At 61.2% G+C, this 405-nt stretch carries 1 protein-coding gene; it reads left to right on the top strand.

Translation table 11 applies throughout. The features are described from left to right. On the top strand, positions 1 to 396 hold a 396-nt coding region (locus F0U44_RS24305; RefSeq protein ID WP_149730632.1), incomplete at its 5' end, for a hypothetical protein. Positions 397 to 405 lie beyond the last annotated feature (9 nt).

The raw sequence follows: 405 nt of genomic DNA, 5'->3' as shown, positions 1-405 counted from the left end.
AGGCACGCTGACGCACAGAAGAACTTGCGCAAGTCCGAGAGGCGCATCAAGGAGCTCACCTTCCAGGCAGAAGAAGGCCGCAAGAACCACGAACGTATGCAGGACCTCGTCGATAAACTGCAGCAGAAGATCAAGACATACAAGAGGCAGATCGAGGAGGCCGAAGAGATTGCCGCCCTCAACTTGGCTAAGTTCCGCAAGGCGCAACAGGAGCTCGAGGAGGCTGAAGAGAGGGCAGACCTCGCCGAGCAGGCCATCAGCAAGTTCCGCGGCAAGGGACGCGCGGGATCTGCAGCGAGAGGAGTCAGCCCGGCGCCCCAGCGCTCGCGCCCCGCCCTTGCTGACGGCTTCGGCACCTTCCCACCTAGGTTCGACCTGGCGCCCGAAGATTTCTAAACGTTCCAC

Source organism: Nocardioides humilatus (assembly GCF_008373755.1).
Lineage (GTDB): Bacteria > Actinomycetota > Actinomycetes > Propionibacteriales > Nocardioidaceae > Nocardioides > Nocardioides humilatus.
Note: the sequence above shows the minus strand (reverse complement) of the source record. Positions and strands in the feature narration are given on the sequence as shown.